Raw genomic sequence first — 17,823 nt, 5'->3', positions numbered from 1 at the left:
CAGATATACTTTTCTAAATATGATATCTGATTCAGTTAAAATCTATGTTAAGAAAATAACTCCGGAAAAAACATCCGGAGTTATCTCAACATTTAACCATCTAAACCTCGGTCAGTTGGGAAGCTTATCTTTCAAAAAACCATACACCCAGGTACCTGCCACTGCACTGGCCAATGTAACAAGTACCACAACAAAGCCACTCCCTATCTGAGCAAAAAGCGGGCCCGGACAGGCGCCCGTTAGTGCCCAACCCAACCCGAAAATCAAACCGCCGTAAATCTGGCCTTTCTGGAATTTCTTGGGGTGGAAAATCACCTCTTCTCCATTCATAGTTTTAATGTTGTATTTTTTTATCAGATAGACAGATACCATACCTACCAGAATGGCGCTACCTATTACGCCATACATGTGGAAGCTCTGAAACCTGAACATCTCCTGAATACGAAACCAGGAAATGATTTCGGCCTTCACAAAAACAATACCGAAGGCTATGCCTACCACCAGATATTTCAGGTTTTCCAAAGGGCCTTCGGCTCTTTTCATATCGTTAGGGGCTTCACATATAAAGGGTTCCCCGCTTATTTCAATCTGCTCTTTAGTGGTTTTCATTGAAGTACAAAGTGGTTTTAATGCTTAAACAAGTTTTAAAATATGTGGAAGAACGAGGTGCGTCATAAAAATGCCCCCAGCCATAAAACAGCAGGTAGCCACCAGACTGGGCCATTGCAGATTAGACAACCCCATAATGGCATGGCCGGAAGTACAGCCGCCTGCATAGCGCGTACCAAAACCAACCATAAAACCACCCACCACAAAAAACACAAAGCCTTTTAAGGTAAACAACTCTGCTACTGTAAACAAATCGGCGGGCATTAAACCGCCGAAATCTTTTATGCCGAGCGCTTTAAGGTCTGCTATGGTATTTTCAGACAACACAAAGGCATTCGGATTCTCAAGAAAATGGGTGGCTATCATTCCTCCAAAAAATACCCCCAATACAAAAACCAGATTCCATATTTCGTTTTTCCAGTTGTATTTAAAAAAAGGAATATCTGCCGGAAAACAAGCAGCGCATATATGCCGCAAAGAAGAAGAGATACCAAAAGATTTGTTGCCAATTAATAGCAGTGTGGGTACTGTAAGACCAATAAGCGGCCCGGCAACATACCAGGGCCAGGGTTGGGTAATCAGTTCGAGGATTTCTTTCATAAGGATTTTTTTTAGAATTGGTAATTTGTAATTAAGTTCAGGTGTGTCATATTCACTTTGTTGAATATAAATTTCATGTTCTGGTAGGTTTCACCCGTGGCGTCTTTCCTCATCAATAACAGGCGGGTACTCAGGCCACGCAGGTATTGGCCGAACTTATGGGTAACTGAAAGATTCAACTGGGTGTACGATGGCATTCCGTATTTATTAAGGTTGTAGTTCTTTACATCAGGCAATTGATAATACCCTCCGCTTATTTCCAGACTCAAATCAGACCTTAACTGCAGGGCAGTGTTAATTGAAACAGCAGATAAATCGCCGAAACCATCGTTTCTCTCGCGGGGCATAAAAGTATAGAAGGGTTCTTTGCCCCATTCTCTGGGCATCAGGTATCTGCCCTTGTCAGTAATTCTGGTTACGTTTACGAACCAGCTGAAATTTTTCGCCTGCCGGCCGAACCGACCTGAAAACACCTGCGCACCACCACCGGGCAAGGCGTAAGTTTTGGCCGGGTCGGCATTACCGCCATCGGCCAGCGTATGCTGAAAAACAGCCTGCGCGCCTGCAAACCAGTTAAATCCTGCCTGGGGTACCGACCTCCATTCAACCTGAGCAAAGGCAGTATTCAGTACCTGGTCCAGATAAGTATCCCAAAGTTGTATTTGCCAGTTTTTTCTGGTAAAGGTTAAACCCAGTACACCAATGCCGCGGGTTGTGATGTTATTTTTATAAGCAGAGACCGAGCCGTCAGGGTTTACACCCATCGGATAAACCCCCATACTGTTGCCTACTGAAAACCATTTAATAGTTGAACGAGGTGAAATTTTACCGATGTATTCGGCATGAATAGCCAGATTTTGGGTGGGTTTCCAGTCTGTCACCACAGCTTCTATCAGCGTAGGTTGCATTCTGCCATCCTGCACGTTTAAAAATGGGCTTGACGGGTACTGCCTGCCTGCTGTGATATTCATTTTCCGGCCTGCTCTGAATCTGAGGTAAAGTTCTTCCAGTCGAGTCTGGTCCTTACCGGAGTTCGGGTCTTCTATATTAAAAAGCCCTACTTCATAACGGTTTACCTGCCTGGTTGTGGGGTCTGGTTTCAGCATGTCTGATGCCCACAGGTTAAACTGCGTAAAACCGCTGATGCCCATACTGAAATGTTTGAAAAAAACGGGCGACTCATAACCGATACCTGCACCGGCTGCCCAGGCGAAATAATCGGTCAGCGCCCCCTGATTAACGGTGGCAGAAAAATAATTCCGCGCTCTGCCATAAAGCCTGCCATTTTTAATCAGCTTGTAAGCTATTATTGAAGTATCCGTTTTAATCACAGCCTTCTGCTCCTGCCCTTTTAGCATTTGTACTGGTATAAAAAACAGGCACAGCAGGTAAACCACACTTATTTGCCTCATGTATCAGTAATTAGTATTACAAAACTACATGGCCTGGTTGGGCAGTACCGTGACAAATGTTACATTCTTACAGGAAAAGTAAATAAAAACAGTACCCCGGCTGCGAGATACTGTTCATTACTTATCTAATATATTAAAATTGTCTTGTTAGTGATGAGATGCCTTCCAGTCTTTAATAGGCTTGAAAGGCCCGTATTTATGCTGAACCTCTGAGAACGGGTCGGCATAAGGCCCAAAAGGATGGTCAAAAGGCTTTGCGGCAACTTTGGGCCAGTCATGACTTAAATCTTTGGTTGGTCTGGGCATAGTGTTCACAAAAGCGGCTACATCCCATGCTTCCTCGTCGGTTAGTTGTGGCTTATCAAAAGAAGCCCCCAAAGGCATATTTAACTTTACATAACCGGCAAAGTTTGATATCCGGAATAACCCAGCCCCAACATTATAACTATGTTGCCCCCACAACGGCGGAAAACTATACTCTCTACCGCTTTCGGCCAGCATACCCTCTCCATTTTTCTGGTGGCAGCTGGCGCATTTTTGCTCATACACAGCCTTACCTTTAATGGGGTCTGCTGCGCGGTCAAGCAATTTAAGTTTAAAAATGCCTGTACCTTTGGGTGTGGTTTTATGCGGCACATCAGCGCCTAACCATTTAATATATGCCAGAATTGCCTTCATCTCTTTACTGGTGGAATCAAGCGGATGTCCGTTCAGGCTGCGTTCAAAGCAATCGTTAACCCGCTTTACCTGGTTCTCTTTAGTACCCGAACGTTCTCTGAATCTTGGATAATTGGCTTGTACTCCAAAATAATTATTTCCCCAGGGTTTGGTTCCGGCCTCCAGATGGCAGTTCTGGCAGTTCATCCCGTTTGATATAGCCGCCACGCTGCCCTTAGGCCCCAGATAGGCCGAAGTATGGGCTATCAGTTCACGGCCATACTTAATGCTTTCCTGTTCGTCAACGGCAAGGCGGCTTAATCGCCAGTCGGACGGGGCACTCCACACATTTACAAAATTAGAATCTGACGCAACGTTGGCAGGCTGTTTTGTTTTTGTAAAAGTTCTGTTTGAATGAGGAAAATAAAGCGTATAAATTAATGCGGCAATAGAAACAAAAACAAGCAGAACCGATAAGCGCAGAACCAGCGAAACCCTTCTGATTTGTTTTTGTAAAAGCCTGATATCCATGCTGGGTGTTTTTTGCTGCAAAATAATGATATAAATCTGTACTTAATATGGCTTAGGAAACTTTTCTACAACCCCACAAACTTTACAATAAATATAAACGTCTGCGGGGTTGGGTTCTGTTCTCTCCCTTTAAAGATCCTGCTGTAGAGAACACCGAATTAAACCAGGTTAACAATAGTTTCTTCTATTGCCACTGTATTACCTGTTTTTACCCATTCGTTCATACCACCCGAGTAATTGCTAATGCGCTCAAATCCGTTTTTTTTCAGTATAGAATATCCAATGGTGGCTCTGTCGCCTCCCTGGCAGTAAATCACAACCTCTTTGTCTTTATTCAGCTTATCAAGATTTTGCGGCAGGGTGCCAATAAATACATTTTCGGCGCCAGGTATGTGTCCGGTTTTATATTCAGATGCACCTCTTAAATCAATAAGCTGAATGTCATCATTGCTGGCCATATTCCTGAATTCATCAGTAGTCAGCACATGGCTTACTTCAAGTTCAATACCAAGGCTATTTACATCATTTACATAACCCAGCACGTTATCAAGGCCTATACGCATTAGTTTGCGGGTAAGGTCTTCAATCTGCTTATCTTCAGCCACCAGCATAAATGGCTCCTGATAATTCAAAAAACAGCCCATCCAGGTAGCAAAAGAGTTATTACCCTGAACATTCAGGCTCCCGGGTACGTACCCGGCTGCAAAATCAGCCTTATTGCGGGTATCAATCAGCTGTATTCCTGCAGCCAACCCTTCCAGCACCTGCTCGGCGGTTAACTTTGTCTGTTCGGGTACCGTTGTTAACAAGGGTCTGTCTGTCTTGTTAAGCATTTTCATCATGGCAAAGTACTTAGGAGGTTCAGGCTGGTCAGCCAACAGACTCTCCGAAAAACCTTCGGGGTCTTCAGGGTATTGAAAAGCCCAGTTTCTTATCTTCTCATAGCCTACTGTGGTGCTGGCTACAGCGCCCAAAGCCTTACCACAGGCCGAACCAGCCCCATGCCCTGGCCAAACCTGCACGTAATCAGGCAGTTGCTCAAACTTCTGCAACGACAGATACATTTGTCTGGCACCTGCATCCATAGTACCTTTTAATCCAGCGGCTTTTTCCAGTAAGTCTGGTCTGCCAATATCGCCGACAAAAACAAAATCTCCGGTAAACAGCATAACGGGCGCACTGGAGGCTGGCGTATCTGTCAGAAGAAAACTGATGCTTTCTGGCGTGTGCCCCGGTGTATGCAGCACCTCAAATTTCAGATTGCCTACCTTAATAAGGCTACCGTCTTTCAGCCCTATGTGGTCAAAAGCATATTGCCAGTCGGGGCCGCCTTCATCTGACAGGTACATACCGGCACCGGTAATGGCAGCCAGTTCTCTGGCACCTGAAAGGAAATCGGCATGAATATGCGTTTCAGCAATATGTGTAATTTGCATATTGTTCTGCCGGGCTATTTCAAGGTAGGTATCTACATCTCTTTTGGGGTCAATAACCATTGCCACACCGGCTTTCTGGCAGCCAATAAAATAACTTCCCTGCGCCAGCGATTTGTCGTATATATGTTGAAAAAACATCTTTAGATTAGTTTAATTTTGTTACAAATTTATTATTCATACCTTTTCGTGTCTGTGACTTATATTACGCAAGGCTGTTATTTTAACACCAGCTCTTTTAATAGTATGTAGGTACCCATCAGAAGCACAAACCAGCCAAAGCCTTTCTTTAGTTTTTCGCCTGCAATAAACTTTGAAAGATACGTGCCTGCAAAAATGCCTACTACAGACAAGGCCGTAAATTCGAGCAGAAATGGCCAGTCTACATCCAGATTAGACAGGTCGCCCAGAAAACCAATCAATGATTTCGCCGCGATGATAAGCAATGAAGTACCTACCGCCGACTTCATGGGCAGGTGGGCAAACAATACCAGTGCCGGAATAATCAAAAAACCACCTCCGGCGCCCACCACACCTGTCAGGGTTCCTACTACTGCGCCTTCCAACGCAATCATAAAATAATTAAATCTGATTGCCCCGTCTTCCGCATCTGCCTGCTGTTTTTTATTTTTGATCATAGAATAAGCAGCCGCCAGCATAATAATGGCGAAAAACAGCATTACCCCTAAATTTTTTGAGAGTTCAAAACCACCAACTGCCAGAATAGGGTCTGGTATGGCAGGCACCAGATATTTGCGGGTAAGAAAAACAGTAATGAATGAAGGCACAGCAAAAACCAAAGCGGCCTGATAATTAACCAACTTTTGCTTCATGTAATTGGCCGACCCGATTAATGACGTAGTACCCACTACAAAAAGAGAATACGCCGTTGACAACACAGGGTTTACATGCAGCAGATAAACCAGAACCGGCAGGGTAAGGATGCTCCCGCCACCACCTATCAGGCCCAGGCTTATGCCAATTAATACTGAAGAAGCAAATCCTAAGATTTCTGTAATATTCATTTTGCAATACATTTTAATAACGATTGCAAAACTAGATTTTACCCGGCCGCCAATCCGTGATAATTGTTACATACCCCTGCATATCTGGTTAAATAATTGTTATATTGCCTTATTTGCCTGCAAAAGTCTGTGCAGGGCTATTGTAACCCCACAAATTACCTGCATACAGAAATATTTGTTTGCCCTGCCTTTTTTTGATTACTTTGGGGCCTGTTTCGACTCAAAACCTAAATTTTCTTATGAAAAGAAATATTGTTCTGCTTCTGCTAAGCATACTTACCTGTAATGCTTTTGCACAAAATATTATTCCTAAGCCTGTTGAAATTGAAAGTCTAGCCGGGGTATTTAAAATTACAGCGGCCACAACCATAGGCGCCAGCGATGAAGAAAGCCGTAAAATTGCTGCCATGCTGGCTGCCAAACTAAAAAATGCGGCAGGTTTTGCGCCCGTCATAAAAAAGACCGGGGTCATTCAGTTTAGTATTAACACTACCCCAAATAACAAAATTGGTGACGAAGGCTATACACTACATGCCAGTAGCGCAGGTGTAAAAATTGCGGCCAACAAGCCTGCCGGTTTGTTTTACGGCCTGCAGTCTTTATTACAATTGCTACCTAAAGAGATTGAAAGTAAAACAGTGGTTAAAAACGTAAGCTGGACAGTACCTGGCGTAAAAATCACCGATTATCCGCGTTTCGGATGGCGCGGGTTAATGCTTGACGTAAGCCGTCACTTCTTTCCGAAAGAAGATGTAAAACGCTATATTGATGATATGGTTCGTTACAAATTCAATACCCTGCACTGGCACCTGACCGATGATAACGGCTGGAGAATTGAGATAAAATCATTACCAAAACTAACTGAAGTAGGCGCATGGCGCGTGGAAAGAGCCGGAAGATTTGGCGACAGAAAAGACCCGCAAGACGGCGAACCTGCCACTTATGGGGGCTTTTATACACAGGATGACATCCGAGAGATTATTAAGTATGCGGCAGACCGTGGCGTAACCATTTTGCCCGAGGTAGACGTACCCGGCCATAGCATGGCTGCATTAGCGGCTTATCCTGAGCTTTCGTGCTCTAAAGACCCTAAAACAAAGGTAAACCCGGGCACCAACTTTGCCGAATGGTATGGCGATGGCAAGTTCAGAATGTTTATAGACAACACATTGAACCCCTCAGACGAAAAAGTATATGATTTTCTGGATAAAGTGTTTACCGAAATGGCCGCCTTGTTTCCTAACAAATACATTCATGTAGGTGGCGACGAATGTTACAAGGGTTTCTGGGAAAAAGACCCCGGTTGCCAGGCGCTTATGAAAAAAATGGGTATGACCCACGTAGAAGAATTACAAGGCTACTTTATGAAACGGGTAGAAAAAATACTGAACGCCCGTGGCAAACAGCTATTGGGTTGGGATGAAATTCTGGAGGGTGGTATATCGCCAACGGCTACCGTTATGAGCTGGCGTGGTGTAAAAGGTGGTATTGAGGCCGCCAAAATGAAACATAATGTGGTTATGACCCCCACTACCTTTGCATACCTTGATTACATGCAGGGCGATGCCAGCATTGACCCTCCCATCTACGCTTCGTTACGCCTGAGCAAAACCTACAGTTTTGAGCCTGTGCCAGACGAAGTTGATGCCAAATACATTTTAGGCGGGCAAGGTAATTTATGGACAGAGCAGATTCCGACGATCCGTTATGCTGAATATATGACCTACCCGAGAGCCTGGGCGTTGTCTGATATCTACTGGTCGGCAAAAGGAAGTAAAGACTGGGCCAACTTTACAAAACGCATGGAAGCCCATTTTGACAGAGCGGATGTGGCAGAAATGGGGTATTCGAAAGCCGTTTATGATGCTATTATAAATGCAAGCATTAAAGATGGCAAGTTAATGGTTGAGCTGGCCTGTGAAATGCCGGAAATTGACATCTATTACACTACTGACGACACCATGCCGGACAATTTCTCTAAAAAATACACTCAGCCGATTGAAATCGCTGATGCACAGGTAACCTTAAGAATTGTTACTTACAAGAATAAATCAGCAGTTGGACACCTGATTACATTGAAACGAGAAGATTTGTTGAAAAGAGCAGGGAAATAGTTTACAACTGAAATAAAAAAGCGAGGCTTACAATGGATGTATGTCTCGCTTTTTTATTTGCAAACAAATTTAAGGCAAGGTATACCGTAAAGTCTTCCAGCTTGTTTCTCCTGCCTGCTTGGTGGTATTGACAAAAAACTCTTTGTCAGACAACCACCCGAAATTAGCTACGTCAGATATCTGCCATGTTTTATGTGTGTTGAGGTTATATACCCATAAATCCGGATTATTGGCGGCATCACTCGCAAATAGCATGTATTCATCTTTAGGTGAAAACATTACCCATTCAAGGTTATAAGCCCATTCAAAAATCTGTTTTGTCTGTATTTGCCCTTCCTTACTTACAGAAAGCTTCACTAATTCTTTCAATGCACCGCCTGAGTTCAGTTTGTTTCTTAAATGAATAATGCTACTTCCATCGTTAGACCACTTGAAAGAATAAAAACTGTCTGCAGAAAACTGCTTGTTTTCTTTGGTAACCAGATTATAAATATACAATCCGGCTTTATCGTAGTCGGTATATGCCAGCTGCGTGCCATCCGGCGAAAAGTCATAGTTCCAAATTCTTGCACCAGTGGGTAAATTTATTTCTTCAAACTTCTTTGCTGCTATATCATAGAAATCAAAAGCGCGCTCTTTATTTCGGGTGGTTTCCAGAAACAATTGAGTCCCCCGCCCATTAAAACCTTTTACCAGATAACTCTTGGCAGACGTATTCTTAAAAATCACCTGCTTCTGTTTATCTACCCAATTCTGTAAAACAGTCTCTCCTGTATTTATATCTGTATAGGCAAGATACGGGCTGGTGGCAGAACTATTCATATACAAACTTTTGGGCAACTCCAATATTGTATCCTTAGGCTTCAGTGTATTGGTGGTAAACATTATCTGCCTTGCAAAATCAGTTTTCATACCTTTTTTTATACCTTTTACTGAAACATAATAGGTCTGGTCTGGCTTTAAGTTTTCCAGTTTTAGTGTCTCCTCGCTGGTGGTTTTCAGCAATTGCATATTGCTAAGCCCCGAAGAGCCTTCTGAAAGCCAGACCTCGGCGGCATCAAAGGTAGTAGGTACCGGGCCACTCAGGCTCTTAAATGTATAAGCAGTTATGGTAAGTAAAACATCATCGTTTACGTTTCTGGCCAAAACCGCCATATTAGAAATCTTATCGTCAGGCGAAGGTTCATTTTTCTCCCCGCAAGCGCTGGCAATAAAAGCCAGCAGAAATAATAAAGCTATGGTTACTTTTTGCATAAATAAATGGTATTTAAAAACCCTGACTTGCATTTCGGTAAAAGGTTGGAAAACAGTATTAATTAGTCTAAGATTTTTTTATTATGTACTTTTGCAGTTAATAATCAGGAGTTAAGCCTTAAATTTTGGCTTGATTGAACAGAAATACATGGAAAATTCTTTTGAAAAATTTGAGCTGAACCGTCAGTTGCTGAATGCCATTGAAGACAGCGGATATACCACGCCCACACCTATACAGGAAAAGGCCATACCGCTGATAATGAAAGGGCATGATGTACTGGGTATTGCTCAGACGGGCACCGGCAAAACAGCTGCTTATCTTTTGCCAGTGCTAATGAAAATAAAATACGCTCAGGGCCACATGCCCCGCTGCATTATTTTTGCACCCACCCGCGAACTGGTAATACAGATAGATAAGGCAGTGGCAGAACTGGCCAAATATACCGATTTACGCCACACCGCCATTTATGGTGGGCTAGGCCCCAAAACACAGATTGAGACCATCAAGAAAGGCATAGATATAATTGTAGCCACACCGGGCAGATTCATGGATTTGTACCTTCGCGAAGAAATAGGCGTAAAAGAAATAAAAGTAATGGTGCTTGACGAAGCCGATAAGATGATGGACATGGGATTTATGCCACAGATACGCAAAATTCTGGAGGTGATTCCGCGAAAAAGACAGAATCTTTTGTTTTCGGCCACTTTTGCTGATAAAGTTGAGAAACTTTCAGAAGAATTTCTTGAGTTTCCGCTACGGGTAGAGGTTACCCCGCAGGCCACTACAGCAGAAACAGTAAAACAGCGTATGTATGAGGTACCCAATGCACAAACCAAGCTGAATCTGCTTAAATATATCTTTGAAACAGAAGAAGTACAAAAAGCTATCATTTTTACGCGTTCAAAAGAAGTGGCCGACCACGTTTATAATTCAATGGTGCAAAAGATTGTGCCATTCAATAAAATACGTGTCATACATGCCAATAAGGGCCAAAACACCCGTATTAACTCTATGGATGCGTTCCGTGAGGGCAGTGTAAGTGTTTTGGTGGCCACAGACGTGGCAGCAAGAGGAATCGACATTCTGCAGGTATCACATGTTATTAATTTCGATGTGCCCATTATTTATGAAGACTACGTACATCGTATCGGCAGAACCGGGCGTGCCAATCATGTTGGTGAAGCTATAACCTTCCTGACATCTCCGGAAGATTATCACATCAAAAAAATTGAGAAGATAATCCGCATGGAGATTCCGCGCATGCAGATACCTGAAGAGGTAGAAACTCCTGCCACGCCTTTTGATGAACGCCAGAATTATCTCAGAGAAATTGACGACCAACGCAAGAAAGAAGACCCGACCTTTCAGGGGGCATTCCATGAAAAGAAAGTCAGATTCCCAGTTATGAAAAAAAGCAAACCGGCTACATCGGCAAGAAAAAAACACTCGCCGGATAAAAGAAAAAGCACGACAAAAAAATCTGCAAAACGCAGATAATAAAATATTTATATTAACTTGAGTCGCAAAAGTACTGATATATTCAACCTCCTATCATGAATCATTACCTGAACCGACGCGATTTTTTCAAGCTTTGCGGACTGGCAACTGCTGCAACTTTATTACCGGGCCTTACTTACGGCAAAAATGATGAAATTATCATTGGCCATAATACCCATAAATACCGTATCCGGAAAGGTTGGGGTGTGCTGGATGCAGCGCAGAATCCGGTTAACGACTGCCACGAAATGGTGGAAGACGCCAAAGGGCGTCTTATACTTTTAACCAATGAAACCAGAAACAACGTATTGATTTACGACAAATCGGGTAAGTTGCTGGACACCTGGGGAAACTCCTATCCGGGTGGGCATGGGCTGACCATAGGCGGCCAAGGCACCGACCAGTTTTTGCTCATTTGCGATACTGACCGCCACCAGGTAATAAAAACAGACCTGAACGGTAAAGTACTATTTAAAATAGATTATCCGAAAGAAACCGGCGTCTATGACTACCCTACTCAGTTTAAACCAACTGAAACAGCGGTAAATCATGCCAACGGAGATATTTACGTTGTTGACGGCTACGGCCTCAATTACGTAATGCAATATGACGCCAAAGGTAAACTGATACGCCATTGGGGCGGTAAAGACGAGTTTAAATGTAACCACGGGGTAATTGTTGACACCCGCAACAAACAGAAACCCACCTTACTGGTAACATCACGTGTAGAAAACTGCTGGAAACGCTATACCCTTGATGGCAAATATATATCAACCATTGCCCTGCCGGGCACATTTATTTGCCGGCCGGTAATTAAAGGAGATACCCTTTTCGGTGCTGCTTTCCGGTCAACCACAGAGGGCAACGTTAACTCCGGATACATAACAATTTTAGATAAAAACGACAAAGTGGTTTCAACGCCTGGTGGTAGTGAACCTATCTATACCAACGGTAAGCTGGAACCCCAGTTTAAACAAGACCCGTTTAATGTTTTTATGCACCCGCATGATGCTTACATGGACTCTGACGACAACATTTACGTACCGCAGTGGAGTTCTAAAAAAACTTATCCGATCAAACTGGAAAGGGTGTAAGTTTACGACCATTGTATCTGAAAGCGGTTGTCTGGTGTATCAGACAGCCGCTTTTTGCTTTTCTTGAGGTCTTTTTGTCAGGATTACGGCCTGCAAACAGTAGATAACCCAAAACCGCATTTTTAGTGCTACCTTTGCTGCATGAATTATTTCAGAAAACTACTGGACTTACTCCGGATTGAGCGGGAAGAAGACCACAATCAATACATAAAACAAACCGAACAAAGCTCTGCTGCCGACCGTAGAGCCAAAGGGCTATGCTGGTATCCAATTGCTATCAGAGGCATGGAAATGAGCCGGGGAGATTACCTGACCGTTGAAGTTGAGCGAACCACCCATCAGGACATTGCCCACCAACTAAGAACCGGCATGCCGGCCGTGCTTTTCAGTAACTACGATGCCAAAAATGACAAGGTTGAAGGTACAATTGCTTTTCAGCACAATAACAGGCTTAAGATAACGCTCCGCACTGATGAACTGCCCGACTGGAGCCGGGATGGTAAGTTGGGCATTGATGTGCTGTTTGATGACAACAGTTATGACGAAATGCAGGAGGCACTGAAACAGGCATCTGCCATCAGCGAAAAACAAGAGGGCAAGCTGATAGATATACTGATTGGAGAAAAACCGCCTACTTTTCAGACTGAAAAACCTGTTTTTTTGGGTGGAAATCTGAATGAATCGCAACAATCGGCAGTTGAAAAAATATGGCAAGCCAACGAACTGGCCATTGTGCATGGTCCACCCGGCACAGGTAAAACTACTACCCTGGTGCAGGCCATTAAGGCCTTATGGCAAAAAGATCATAAGCCCATTCTGGTAGTAGCGCCCAGCAACACTGCAGTAGATTTACTAAGCGAGAAACTGCATCTGGAAGGCCTGAATGTGCTGCGTGTGGGTAATCCGGCCCGGGTAACCGAGAGACTGATGGCCTTGACGCTCGACAGCAAAATGGCAGAACACAGCCTGATGAAAGAGGCAAAAAAGCTAAAAAAACAAGCGCAGGAATACAAAAACATGGCGCATAAATATAAACGAAACTTCGGAAAAGCCGAACGTGACCAGCGTAAACTACTGTTTGACGAAGCCCATAAGATAATGAAAGAAGTGGGTAATTCAGAGCAGTACATGATTGACGACATTGTTGCCAGGGCTCAGGTAATTACGGCCACCTTAGTTGGGGCAAACAATTACACGGTTAAAAATCTGAAGTACCATACCGTGGTGATTGACGAAGCCGGACAAGCCCTTGAACCCGCCTGCTGGATACCCATTCTGAAAGCGCAAAAAGTAATTCTGGCCGGCGACCATCTTCAGCTTCCACCGACTATCAAATCAAATGAGGCAGCCAGAGGCGGGTTGGCCACTACCCTGCTCGAAAAACTCGTCAGCCTGCATCCGGAGGCTGTGGTGCTGCTGGAAGAACAGTACCGTATGAATGAACAGATTATGGGTTTTTCGTCGAAAGTATTTTATGAAAACCGTCTGAAAGCCAATAGCACTGTGGCAAATCATTTATTGTTTAAAAATGATTTGCCAGTTGTTTTTATAGATACGGCGGGGTGTAGCTTTGATGAAAAACTGGAAGGCACGAGTACCACCAATCCCGACGAGGCCGTGTTTGTGTTCAAACACCTGCATGCACTTGTGGCAGAGTTAAAAAATCAAGGCCATACACCAGAGAAGTTCCCTTCTGTTGCAGTTATATCGCCCTATAAAGAGCAGATTAATCTATTGCAGGCACAGTTAGAAAGCAGCCCCGATTTACAGGATTATAGGGCTAAGATTTCGGTAAATACCATAGACAGTTTTCAGGGGCAGGAACGCGACATTGTGTACATCAGCATGACCCGAAGCAATGCTGAAGGCAGTATCGGGTTCTTATCAGACATCCGCCGGATGAACGTAGCCATGACACGCGCCCGAAAAAAACTGGTAATTGTAGGCGACAGCGCCACGCTGGCTTCGTTTCCGTTCTATGCCGATTTCATTGCCTATACCGAGCAACTGAACACCTACCAAAGCGCCTGGGAATTTATGGATTAAATTTCAACCACAAATTGGCCGTCCGGGTTTTCGGGCAATACCTTATTTACTGCCTCTTTTATTTCCTGTTGCAGTACTTCCAGCAACCGGGTTTTTATAAAGTGGCGGTAGGTAACCAGGCTAATCTCGCGCACAGGCACGGGCGACATAAACTCCCGGATCTGGCTTTTCTTTTTGTCGTCAAAATTGATGATGGCCAGTTCGGGTATTACCGTTATGCCTTTGTTGATTTCTACAATTTTCAACAAAGACTCAATACTCCCGGCCTCATATTCCAGATTCCCCAGGTCGGTATTCTTCTTGCGCAGCTCACACAGGTTCATCATTTGTGAGCGTAAACAATGTCCCTCTTCCAGCAGCCAAAGGCGATTCACATCAATATCCTCAGGTATTATATACTTTTTGTTCAGCGTTTCTTCACTATCCGACACAAAAGCCACCAGTTTTTCATAAAACAACGGATATTCTTTTATACCCTCTGCATTAATGGGTGTGGCCAGAATCCCCACATCTATCTGGTCATTGCTTAGTTGTTCAATTATCTGCCCGGTGTTAAGCTCACTGATACGCACCTTTACCTGCGGATATTTTTTTAGGAGGTCGTATAAAAACAGCGGTAGCAGATAAGGCGCTAGGGTAGGAATTATACCAATTCTCAGTTGGCCCTGCACTTCTTTTTTTACTGCTCTGGCTACTTCTTTCAAGATTCCGGTTTCTCTTAATATTACCTGCGCCTGGGCTATAATCTTTTTGCCGGTATCGGTGGGCACCACGGGTTGCTTGCTGCGGTCGAATATAATTACCTCCAGTTCTTCTTCCAGTTTTTTCACCATCATGCTTAGGGTAGCCTGCGTTACAAAGCACGCCTCGGCCGCTTTCATAAAATGACGGTGCTTATCAACCGCCACTATGTATTCCAATTGTTGTATATTCAACTTAAATAGATTTTATCTATGCAAATATACAAAACATCAACCCTGTTTAACACCTTTGCGCTTCTAAAAATGCAGCTGTTGCTGCGGCTGAAAGGCAGCAAAGCTGGTTTGTCCAAATATGAACAAAGAACTGTCCGTTTTCGGACAGTTAACCACAGGCAAAAAAACATAAAATACTATATATCAACCATTTATATTTATTGGTATAGGGTTTGCAGATGCTTTATTCAAAGACCTGTTCCTTAATACAAAATTATGATAAGAAATTACTTGAAAGTTGCCTGGCGCAATTTATGGAAAAACAAAACATTCAGCCTGCTCAACATTATGGGTCTGGCTTTAGGTATGACCTGCAGCCTGCTTATTATGCTATGGTTGCAGGATGAATTACAAAAAGACAAGTTCCATAAAAACGGTAGCAGGCTTTACCGGGTTATGGAAAACCAGTTTTACGCCGGTGAAGTAGTTACCTACCCTTCCACTCCGGGCATTTTGTCTCAGCATATTACCAAAGACATTCCTGAGATTGAAATGGCCAGCCAGATACTCTGGGAAGAATCTCCACTTTTTACGGTAGGCGATATCTTTGAAAAGGAAAAAGGCCGGTATGTAAACGGCGATTTCCTGAATATGTTCAGTTTTGAACTGGCAACAGGAGATGCCCGCACAGCACTGAAACGCCCCGACGGCGTGGTTATTTCTAAAAGAATTGCAGATAAGTACTTCCCTAATCAGGACCCTATGGGCAAAATCATCCGGGTTGATAACCGTGATGACGTAATGGTAACAGGTGTACTTAAGCAAATTACTGAGCAGTCTTCTCTCAAGTTCGACTTCCTGATGAGCTATGACCGTTGGCTTAAAACTAACGAATGGGCCAAAGAATGGAGTAATAACGGGCCAAGATGTTACGTAATGCTCAACAAAAACGCCGATATCAAAAAGGTTCAGGCCAAAATAAAGGGCTATATCAAAACCAAAAATAAAGACAGTAACGTTGAGTTGTTTCTGCAACCTTATGAAGACGTTTATCTGTACTCTAATTACAAAGCTGGTTTACAAGATGGCGGCCGTATAGACTACGTTAAGATGTTCAGCATTATAGCTGTTTTTATTCTGGTAATTGCCTGCATCAATTTCATGAACCTGGCCACGGCGCGTTCGGTAAAACGGGCTAAAGAGGTAGGCGTACGCAAAGTAGTTGGCGCATTAAGATACTCTCTGATAGGCCAGTTTCTGGGAGAATCGCTAATTATCGCATTTTTAAGCTTGATTTTCGCCATTTTACTGGTATTTCTGATACTCCCGGCGTTTAACACACTTACCGACAAACACCTGAGCCTTAATTTTACCGACCCGCTTTTCCTGCTTATTCTGCTGGGCCTTACCATCATTACGGGTTTAGTAGCTGGTAGTTATCCGGCTTTGTTTATGTCATCGCTCAAACCTGTAGTGGTTCTGAAAGGCAGCCTGAAATTTAAACCCAGCGCTACGTTTTTCAGAAAAGGACTGGTTGTATTTCAGTTTTCACTTTCTATCATGCTTATTGTAGGCATGATGGTGGTGTACCGGCAAATACAATTTATACAAACCAAGAACCTGGGTTTCGACAAAGAAAATCTGATTTTTTCGCCTATTGAAGGAGACCTCCGTGCCAATTTTACGGCCTTCAAGCAGGAGTTACTCAATATGCAGGGCATTAAATCTGTTACCAGCTCGCAGGCGGACCCACTGCAGGTTGGAAGCTCTACGCAGGGGGTGACTTGGCCGGGTAAAGATACCACCAAGACAATCCTGTTCTCGCAGAATCCGGTTTCTTTTGATTATCTGGCAACGATGGGCATAAAATTAAAAGACGGGCGCGATTTCTCACCGTCTTTCAGCACAGATACCTCCAATTATATTATTAATGAAGAGGCAGCAAAAAAAATGGACATGAAAGACCCTGTTGGTAAAGAAATGACCATGTGGGGCAAAAAAGGCACTATTATTGGTTTGGTAAAAAGTTTTCATATCAATTCGCTGCATGAGAGTATTCCACCACTGATTCTTAATTTTCAGAGAGGGAAAGAAAACTGGGGTCAGATAATTGTGCGGGCAGAGGCAGGAAAAACCCGCGAAGCCCTGGCAAGTATGGAAAAAGCCTACAAGAAATTTAATCCGCGCTTTCCGTTTCAGTATTATTTTACTGACCAGGAATTTGCCGACCAGTATAAAGGCGAAAACGTGGTTAGCAAGCTGGCTAATTACTTTGCATTTCTGGCCATTTTTATCTCTTGTCTGGGTTTATTTGGTCTGGCCATGTTTACCGCCGAACAACGCACTAAAGAAATTGGCGTAAGAAAAGTACTGGGCGCAAGTGTATTTAGTATTACAGCTATGCTGTCTAAAGATTTTCTGAAATTAGTGTTTATTGCCGCTTTGATTGCGTTCCCGCTGGCGTGGTATCTGATGAAAAACTGGTTGCAAAAATACGCCTATCGTATTGAAATCCAGTGGTGGTTCTTTTTGGTGGCGGGTTTAGTAGCCGTGGCAATTGCTTTGCTGACTGTCAGCTATCAGTCAATCAAAGCAGCTTTGATGAATCCGATGAAATCTCTTAAATCTGAATAAAA

13 protein-coding genes are annotated in these 17,823 nt (G+C 43.5%); 5 read left to right on the top strand and 8 right to left on the bottom strand.

Translation table 11 applies throughout. From position 1 onward, the window contains the following. Positions 1-111: 111 nt before the first annotated feature. The 6 genes from NZ848_RS19845 to NZ848_RS19820 form a co-directional block, all read right to left on the bottom strand. Positions 112-609, bottom strand: coding sequence for a DUF6691 family protein (locus NZ848_RS19845; RefSeq protein WP_253528851.1), 498 nt, complete (start codon positions 607-609; stop codon positions 112-114). A gap of 24 nt (positions 610-633) precedes the next feature. Further along, positions 634-1,209 (bottom strand): YeeE/YedE family protein, encoded by a 576-nt coding sequence (locus NZ848_RS19840; protein WP_259016982.1) that lies wholly within the window; start codon positions 1,207-1,209, stop codon positions 634-636. 11 nt (positions 1,210-1,220) lie between these two features. Then, positions 1,221-2,621: a hypothetical protein gene (locus tag NZ848_RS19835; RefSeq protein ID WP_259016981.1), complete on the bottom strand. Its 1,401-nt coding sequence runs from the start codon at positions 2,619-2,621 to the stop codon at positions 1,221-1,223. A gap of 147 nt (positions 2,622-2,768) precedes the next feature. Further along, positions 2,769-3,809, bottom strand: coding sequence for a c-type cytochrome (locus NZ848_RS19830; protein ID WP_259016980.1), 1,041 nt, complete (start codon positions 3,807-3,809; stop codon positions 2,769-2,771). A gap of 158 nt (positions 3,810-3,967) precedes the next feature. Next, positions 3,968-5,383, bottom strand: coding sequence for an MBL fold metallo-hydrolase (locus NZ848_RS19825; protein ID WP_259016979.1), 1,416 nt, complete (start codon positions 5,381-5,383; stop codon positions 3,968-3,970). A gap of 77 nt (positions 5,384-5,460) precedes the next feature. Beyond that, entirely contained in the window at positions 5,461-6,267 is an 807-nt protein-coding gene (locus NZ848_RS19820; RefSeq protein ID WP_259016978.1) for a sulfite exporter TauE/SafE family protein, read from the bottom strand. Positions 6,268-6,506: 239 nt separating this feature from the next. Here NZ848_RS19820 and NZ848_RS19815 point away from each other — a divergent pair, with 239 nt between their 5' ends. Further along, positions 6,507-8,381, top strand: a complete 1,875-nt coding sequence (locus NZ848_RS19815) for a beta-N-acetylhexosaminidase (protein ID WP_259016977.1) — start codon at positions 6,507-6,509, stop codon at positions 8,379-8,381. 69 nt (positions 8,382-8,450) lie between these two features. Here NZ848_RS19815 and NZ848_RS19810 read toward each other — a convergent pair whose 3' ends face one another. After that, positions 8,451-9,635: a TolB family protein gene (locus NZ848_RS19810; protein ID WP_259016976.1), complete on the bottom strand. Its 1,185-nt coding sequence runs from the start codon at positions 9,633-9,635 to the stop codon at positions 8,451-8,453. 148 nt (positions 9,636-9,783) lie between these two features. On the opposite strand from NZ848_RS19810, the gene NZ848_RS19805 reads away from it, so the two are divergent. From NZ848_RS19805 to NZ848_RS19795, 3 genes are all read left to right on the top strand, one after another. Continuing rightward, the gene (locus tag NZ848_RS19805) at positions 9,784-11,133 is read left to right on the top strand and encodes a DEAD/DEAH box helicase (RefSeq protein ID WP_253528885.1); all 1,350 of its coding nucleotides are present in this window, start codon (positions 9,784-9,786) and stop codon (positions 11,131-11,133) included. 56 nt (positions 11,134-11,189) lie between these two features. Beyond that, positions 11,190-12,227, top strand: a complete 1,038-nt coding sequence (locus NZ848_RS19800; protein ID WP_259016975.1) for a 6-bladed beta-propeller — start codon at positions 11,190-11,192, stop codon at positions 12,225-12,227. 141 nt (positions 12,228-12,368) lie between these two features. Next, positions 12,369-14,273 (top strand): AAA domain-containing protein, encoded by a 1,905-nt coding sequence (locus NZ848_RS19795; RefSeq protein WP_259016974.1) that lies wholly within the window; start codon positions 12,369-12,371, stop codon positions 14,271-14,273. Here the strand turns inward: NZ848_RS19795 and NZ848_RS19790 are convergent. After that, entirely contained in the window at positions 14,270-15,208 is a 939-nt protein-coding gene (locus NZ848_RS19790) for a LysR substrate-binding domain-containing protein (RefSeq protein ID WP_253528901.1), read from the bottom strand. The genes NZ848_RS19795 and NZ848_RS19790 overlap by 4 nt on opposite strands. Positions 15,209-15,463: 255 nt before the next feature. Between NZ848_RS19790 and NZ848_RS19785 the strand changes: the two genes are divergently transcribed. Continuing rightward, positions 15,464-17,821, top strand: coding sequence for an ABC transporter permease (locus tag NZ848_RS19785; RefSeq protein ID WP_259016973.1), 2,358 nt, complete (start codon positions 15,464-15,466; stop codon positions 17,819-17,821). Positions 17,822-17,823: the final 2 nt, after the last annotated feature.

The sequence above is a fragment of the Emticicia fluvialis genome (assembly GCF_024793945.1).
Classification (GTDB): domain Bacteria; phylum Bacteroidota; class Bacteroidia; order Cytophagales; family Spirosomataceae; genus Emticicia; species Emticicia fluvialis.
Note: the sequence above shows the minus strand (reverse complement) of the source record. Positions and strands in the feature narration are given on the sequence as shown.

Coding starts and splice junctions, on each gene's coding strand:
- NZ848_RS19815 (WP_259016977.1), top strand. CDS start 6,507: ATGAAAAGAAATATTGTTCTGCTTCTGCTAAGCATACTTACCTGTAAT.
- NZ848_RS19830 (WP_259016980.1), bottom strand. CDS start 3,809: ATGGATATCAGGCTTTTACAAAAACAAATCAGAAGGGTTTCGCTGGTT.
- NZ848_RS19845 (WP_253528851.1), bottom strand. CDS start 609: ATGAAAACCACTAAAGAGCAGATTGAAATAAGCGGGGAACCCTTTATA.
- NZ848_RS19835 (WP_259016981.1), bottom strand. CDS start 2,621: ATGAGGCAAATAAGTGTGGTTTACCTGCTGTGCCTGTTTTTTATACCA.
- NZ848_RS19840 (WP_259016982.1), bottom strand. CDS start 1,209: ATGAAAGAAATCCTCGAACTGATTACCCAACCCTGGCCCTGGTATGTT.
- NZ848_RS19825 (WP_259016979.1), bottom strand. CDS start 5,383: ATGTTTTTTCAACATATATACGACAAATCGCTGGCGCAGGGAAGTTAT.
- NZ848_RS19785 (WP_259016973.1), top strand. CDS start 15,464: ATGATAAGAAATTACTTGAAAGTTGCCTGGCGCAATTTATGGAAAAAC.
- NZ848_RS19805 (WP_253528885.1), top strand. CDS start 9,784: ATGGAAAATTCTTTTGAAAAATTTGAGCTGAACCGTCAGTTGCTGAAT.
- NZ848_RS19810 (WP_259016976.1), bottom strand. CDS start 9,635: ATGCAAAAAGTAACCATAGCTTTATTATTTCTGCTGGCTTTTATTGCC.
- NZ848_RS19800 (WP_259016975.1), top strand. CDS start 11,190: ATGAATCATTACCTGAACCGACGCGATTTTTTCAAGCTTTGCGGACTG.
- NZ848_RS19820 (WP_259016978.1), bottom strand. CDS start 6,267: ATGAATATTACAGAAATCTTAGGATTTGCTTCTTCAGTATTAATTGGC.
- NZ848_RS19795 (WP_259016974.1), top strand. CDS start 12,369: ATGAATTATTTCAGAAAACTACTGGACTTACTCCGGATTGAGCGGGAA.